The 5908-nt window shown below is 69.4% G+C and carries 4 protein-coding genes and 1 pseudogene; 2 read left to right on the top strand and 3 right to left on the bottom strand.

Annotated features, from left to right (window positions below; genetic code table 11):
- Window positions 1–405, top strand: a pseudogene (locus QK444_RS31355) (serine/threonine protein phosphatase); the annotation flags it as partial.
- A gap of 782 nt (window positions 406–1187) precedes the next feature.
- On the opposite strand, the gene QK444_RS31350 reads toward QK444_RS31355, so the two are convergent.
- The 3 genes from QK444_RS31350 to QK444_RS31340 form a co-directional block, all read right to left on the bottom strand.
- On the bottom strand, window positions 1188–2036 hold the full coding sequence (locus QK444_RS31350) for a lysophospholipid acyltransferase family protein (protein WP_282785689.1): 849 nt from the start codon (window positions 2034–2036) through the stop codon (window positions 1188–1190).
- A gap of 300 nt (window positions 2037–2336) precedes the next feature.
- The gene (locus tag QK444_RS31345) at window positions 2337–3284 is read right to left on the bottom strand and encodes an enoyl-CoA hydratase/isomerase family protein (RefSeq protein WP_282785688.1); all 948 of its coding nucleotides are present in this window, start codon (window positions 3282–3284) and stop codon (window positions 2337–2339) included.
- A 100-nt stretch (window positions 3285–3384) separates the two neighbouring features.
- Entirely contained in the window at window positions 3385–4554 is a 1170-nt protein-coding gene (locus QK444_RS31340) for an MlaD family protein (RefSeq protein ID WP_282785687.1), read from the bottom strand.
- 217 nt (window positions 4555–4771) lie between these two features.
- Between QK444_RS31340 and QK444_RS31335 the strand changes: the two genes are divergently transcribed.
- Complete coding sequence (locus tag QK444_RS31335) at window positions 4772–5173, top strand: hypothetical protein (RefSeq protein WP_282785686.1); 402 nt, start codon at window positions 4772–4774, stop codon at window positions 5171–5173.
- Window positions 5174–5908: the final 735 nt, after the last annotated feature.

Here is a 5908-nt window from a genome sequence, read left to right as displayed (position 1 = left end):
GCCGACGGTCGCCCCGACGGCCCGTGCGATATCGCCTGGGTCGGCGACTGCCGCGTCTACCGCTGGAACGGCCGTGTCCTGCACCAGATCACCACCGACCACACCGTCGCCGAATACTTCCGCCTGCGCGGCCACGAACCCCTGCCCGGGATGGGCCACCTGGTCACCACCTCCGCCCGCACCGCCCGCGTCGAGGACATCGGCCAGGCCGCCACCGGCTCCAGCACCGGCCGTTTCCTCCTCACCACCGACGGCGTCCACAAGCCCCTGGACATCGCCACCGTCAAAGCCCTGCTCACCCACCCCACCACCCCCGGCCTCACCGCCGACTCCCTGGTGGAAACCGCCCTCACCTCCGGCGGCACCGACAACGCCACCGCCCTCGTGGTGGACGTGCGCGGCTAACACCGCCGATCTGCCCGCCCTTCCACAGCCGACACCGACTCGCGCCAGCCGACACGGACTCGCGCTTCGCCGATACGTCGAGCGCCACAGCCGATATGGTTCGTCGCATCTCGCCGGTGCGGTCAGCGCCTTGGTCGCCGCATCGAGTCCCGCAGTCCATGCCCTGTGCCGCAGCTGATGCGACCCAGCGCCGTAGCCGATGCGGCCTGCGCCGTAGCCGGTGCGTCGAGCGGCACAGTCCATGCCCTGTGCCGCAACTGACGCGATCCAGCGCCGTAGCCGATGCGGCCGGAGCTGCGGCTGATGCGTCGAGCGCCGCAGTCCACGCCTTGTGCCGCAACTGATGCGCCCCAGCGCCGTAGCCGATGCGGCTGGAGTCGTGGCTGTTGCGCTCCATCGCCGTAGCCGGTGTGGCCTGCGCCGTAGCCGATGCGTCGAGCCCCGCGGTCCACGCCTTGTGCCGCAGCCGATGTGACCCAGCGCCGTAGCCGGTGCCGCTTGCGCCGCCGAAGATTCCGCTGTGCGCCGTAGCCGGTGCGGCCTGCGTCCGTTCCTGATGCGAGCCGCGGTCGATGCGGCTTGCGCTACAGCTGATGCGACGTGCGTCCGTGGTGTGTCGAACCGCGGCCTGCGAGCGTGCTGAGGGAAGCGCGAGAGCGTGGCCCGGGGGGCGGGTGAGCGCGGCCCGAGGGGCGGGTGAGTGTGGCCCGGACGGTTGGGGTGCGGCCCGGAGAGTAGGAGGTCTCTCCGGGCCACGGCTGTCCGTCGGGCGGTATGTCGTCCTACAGGAGGTTCGCCAAGCCGGACAGCGGTCCGGGGAGGGCCGCGAGGTGGTTCTTGATACCCGCGGACACCGGGTTGGGGGTTTCGGCTCGGAGGCGGTCGAGTTCGGATTGCATGGTGCGCACTGTTGATTCGTAGTGGGCGGCCACCGCGGCTGTGTCCTCGGGGTCACCGGGTTCGGTGGACCAGTCCAGGGGCGGGAGGAAGCTGACGTCGACCGTGGCGGGGAGAGGTATCTGCGGTATCACCGGGGCGATGCCGAAGGGGAGGCCGACGGTGTAGGGGAACACCTTGGCGCGGAACAGCTTGTCGAGCTGCAAGAGCTTGGCGGTGCGTTCGCCACGGCTGAGGATGAAGATGGAATCGTGGCCGCCGTTGGCGACCACTGGGATGACCGGCACTCCCAGTTTCAGGGCCAGCCGGATGAATCCCTTGCGCCCGGCGAAATCGATCTTGCCGCGCTCGGTCCAGGGACGGCACGCCTCCCAGTCGCCACCGGGATACACCATGACCGCGCCACCGTCCTTGAGTCCGGCCGCCGCCGCCTCCTGGGACGCGGGAATCACGCCGAACTGCCGCAGACTGTCACCGAGAAATGGTGCGCGCAAAAGGATTTCGTGCGCGACCCCGAAGGTTGGCTCGGTGGGGCGACGCTCCATCATGGCCATGAAGGTGATCCACACCTCGGGCGCCCAGTAGATGGAGGAGTGATTGCCGATGACCAGCGCCGGACCCGAGGCGGGCAGATTCTCCAGCCCGCTCACCTTCGGGGTGAAATAACTCGTGTAGGCCCGCGCCAGGGGCAGCAGCGGGTGATTCGGATCCGGAACCTGCGTGGTGGTGCTCATGTACCCATTCCTGTCTCTCGCACTGGCGGTGGACGGGCGGCGCGAGACGGCCTGCGCCCATGCTCGAAAAAGCCTCGGGCGGAATCGAATTGCCCCCGGTACATCCCCATTGATAGTCCCCGATCGGCCGCGTCCACGCGGACCGGTAGGGCGCTGCGGCGCTCCATCGTCGCCGCGCTGCGATCGATGTCCGTCACCGTCCTCCTGCCCCTCCGACGTTAGCAGCCAAGCGTTTGCTTGGTAGGAAGTGTGCGGAATCCAACAGTCACGGCCACCCCCGGCGAATTCGCCCGGGCCGTCCTACGATTCCCCGGCCGTACCCCGGTGCCAATCCGGCAGCCGCTCCTCGATGAACGCGGTGAGATCCTTCCCCGCCGCCTCGTTGCGCCGCACATCGGCGAGATAGGCGCGCATGGCGTCCCGCGTCTGCGGCTGCGAGGCGGCGGCGAGGAATCCGGCTCGCTCCATATGCAACCCGGTCTCCAGCCCGGCCGAACCGCCCTCGTGCACAGCGCGTTTGACGGCGGCGACGGCCACGGGGGAGCGCCGCGCCAACCGCCGCGCGGTATCGAGCGCCTCCGCGAGCAGCCGATCCGGATCGATCAGCCGGTTCACCAGTCCGATATCCCGCGCGGTGGCGGCGTCGATCGGCGCGCCCTCCAGACATAGTTCCAGCGCCCGCGCCGCTCCGAGCGAGCGGGTGAGCAGCTGGGTGCCGCCGCCGCCCGGAATCAGCCCGGCCAGGATCTCCGGCTGCCCGATGCGGTACGGCCCGTCGGCCATCAGCCGGATATCGCAGGACAGGACGAGTTCGCAGCCGCCGCCCATGGCGTGGCCGTTCACCGCGGCGACGAAGACCTTGTCCGATCGCCGCATCAGGCGGCACACCTCGTGATAGCGCAGGATATCGGTGAGCCCGGCGGTCATCCCGCGCCCGAGCACCGCCCGCGCCCCGGGCAGATGACTGGCCGCGCCGGTGGTTCGCAGTGCCGCACCGGCCAGCGCCGGACTCAGCGGCAGCGGGCTGGCCTCGGCCCCGGCGAGAATCTCGGCCACGTCGTAGTGGCTCACGAACACCCCGGGCAGCGCGCTGGTCACCACGACCGCCCGCACCGTCTCGTCGTCGGCCAGCCGGTGCAGCAGCGTTTCCAGGTCGCGCATCATCGCGCCGGTGAGGAAGTTGTAGGGCGGATTGTCCAGTTCCACGGTGAGGACGGCATCGTCCTGCCGGGTGCGAATCGCGTTCATCCGCCCACGATATGGATGCCGATCCGCTCGGTGGAATACCCGCGCGGGCGCTCTTGTCGGTTGCACAACTCCGGCCGGGAAACGCGGGCAGCGTGCCGGGTCACCGCACCGGCGGCGGCGTCCGCTCGTTCGGATCCACCCCGGTGGGCAGATTCGCGCCATTGTCGGCAACATTCGGCCGCGGCGCGTTGGCCGAGCCGCGGATCTGTTGATCGGCGGGCGGATTCGCGCAGTAGTTCCAGCGGCGGAAGGTGCCGTCCTGCACCACGTATTGGGGCGTCTGCTTCGTCGGGTACTGGCAGAACGGCCGCGGCCAGATATCCACGATGGTGTAGAACTCGCCGTCGTGCGCGGGCACGCCCATGGCCGAGGTGCCGATCAACAGCGACGGAAACAGCGCCCGCAGCGCCGGAATGCGCAGCTGGGCCGAGCGGACGACGGCGCTGAGATTGGTGGCGAGACTGGTGATGGGGTCGGCATTGCGGTCCAGCGTCCGCGCCGCCACGTCGATCATGCCCGGTGCGTCGTCGAGCAGCGCCCGGATCTCGGCGTCGGCTGCGGTGACCTGATCGATGAGAACGCGCGAATTGCGGGTCAGCGTGCCCAGATCGGGTTGGGCCTGGGAGGTGGTGGCGGCGATGGTGCGCAGGCTGGTGATGAGATTGGTGGTCTGCGGCAGCAGATTGTCCAACCCGGCCACGGCCAGGCTGATGCCGTTCACGAAGGCGCGGAACTGGTCCGGTCCGCCGCTGAGCGCGATATCGAGTTCGTCCAGGATGACGGCGAACTTGTCCGGATCGATCTGGGCGATGAGCTCGCTGGAGTCGATCAGGACCTCCGAGAGCGGCACCGGGGTGGAGGTGCGGGCGGCGTCGAACGGCACCACCGCACCGTCGTCGAGGTAGGGACCTCGATCGGTATGGGGCACGAAGTCGATGTACTGCTCCCCGGCGGCGGACAGCGCATGCACCTGGACGGCCGTATCCTTCGGAATCCGGTAACGGTTGTCGACTTCCGCGCGCACCGCCACCGCGGCGCCGGCGTCGGTGAGTTCGACGGCCGTGATCTCGCCGATCCGGTAGCCGCGCCAGGTGACATTGTTACCCGCCTGCAAACCGCCCGACCGGTCCAATTGGATGGTCACCGTGTACGTCGATCCGGGCGGTCGCACCCGCATCACGTCGAACAGCAGATAACCGCCTCCGACCAGCACTCCGAGCGCGAGGGTGAGACCGCTGGCCAGAAACCTGTGACGCTGGGAATTGCTCACGAGCCACCTTTGCCGCCGGGTTTCGGAAACACTGCAACAGCTAACTCTTGGCGAAACGTCGCCCATGGTAGCGGGTCCGCGTGCGCCGATTGCGTGATTGCGACACGACCCACGCGTCATGTGACGACACGCAGGTGTGGTGGGGTACTCTTCGCGCAGCTAATGGACGGCAACTGAGGTTCGGGGGCCGGAAGTGTGCTGGGGAAAGGGAGATTCGATGATCGCCCGCCGCGTGTGGTTGGCCGGTGTCGCAGGTGTGTGTGCGGTACTGGCGTCGGGATGTGCCGATCGGGACGACACCACCACCGAGGCGTTCGGTGCGGAACCGGCCGCGACGGACGCGTCGAACGCGCAGCGCAGTGTCTTCGTCACCGAATGCGGGGGCACGGCGGCCGGGTGGCGGGCCGCCGGGGTGGTGAGCAACCGCGACGACGTCGAGCACCGCTACGCGGTCGTGGTCAGCTTCGTCACGCCGGAGTCGACCGTATTGGAGCGCACCCGCACCGAGGTGCTGGTGCAGCCGGGGGCGACGGAGAACTTCACCACCGAAACCCGGCTCGATCCGGTGCGGCGACCGGATACCGTGGCGTGCGTGCTGCGCGATGTGGAACAGCTCTGAACTCGGCTTACCGATTGCCGGGAGGCTGCTCCGGGCTTGGGTCGAACTCACCCGACGGGGGCCGCGCAGCGCTTAGGATCAGCAGCGGGCCGAACTCTCCGTTGTGGATTTGTCGGTGCCATGGTGCATGCTCTTGGGCACGCAAGTGTCCACCACCGCTCGGAGTGCCCCATGTCGTCCCGCCGCACCAAGCCACAGCCCTTGTCGGATAGCGAGATTCGGCAGATCGCCACGGATATCGAGGCCGGCCGTCCGCCGATGGTGTGGTTCACGGCCGCGGCGGTCGGGGTGCCGGAGGGGCGGTCCGGGAAGGTGCTCGCACTCGGCGATCCCTCCGAGGGCGATTTCCTACAGATAAAACCGACCGGCTCGAAAGATGTGATGGCCTTCGGCCCCACCGAGGTCACCCTGATCAAACCGGCCCGGCCCCAGAAGGACGCCGCGGCCGGGAAGAAGGCGACCGCCGCCAAGGCCGCGGCCGCCGCGACAACGACCGACGCGAAACCGCCTGTAGCGAAACCGACAACGGCAACCAGGAAGGATTCCACTGTGACGATGTCGTCGCCCGCGACCATGCCATCGGCCCAGCCGAGCGCATCGCCCACCCCCGATCCCGCAGCGGCGCAGCCCGGCTCGGGGGCGGGGGCCCCGGGGCCCCCCCCCCCCCCCCCCCCCCCCCCCGGCCCCCCCCCCGCCCCCCCCCCCCCCCCCCCCCCCCCCCCCCCCCCCCCCCCC

Origin of the sequence: Nocardia sp. CC201C (assembly GCF_030010695.1) — a bacterium.
Taxonomy (GTDB): domain Bacteria; phylum Actinomycetota; class Actinomycetes; order Mycobacteriales; family Mycobacteriaceae; genus Nocardia; species Nocardia otitidiscaviarum.
The sequence above is the reverse complement of the archived record's forward strand: the minus strand, read 5'-3'. Positions and strand labels throughout refer to the sequence as shown.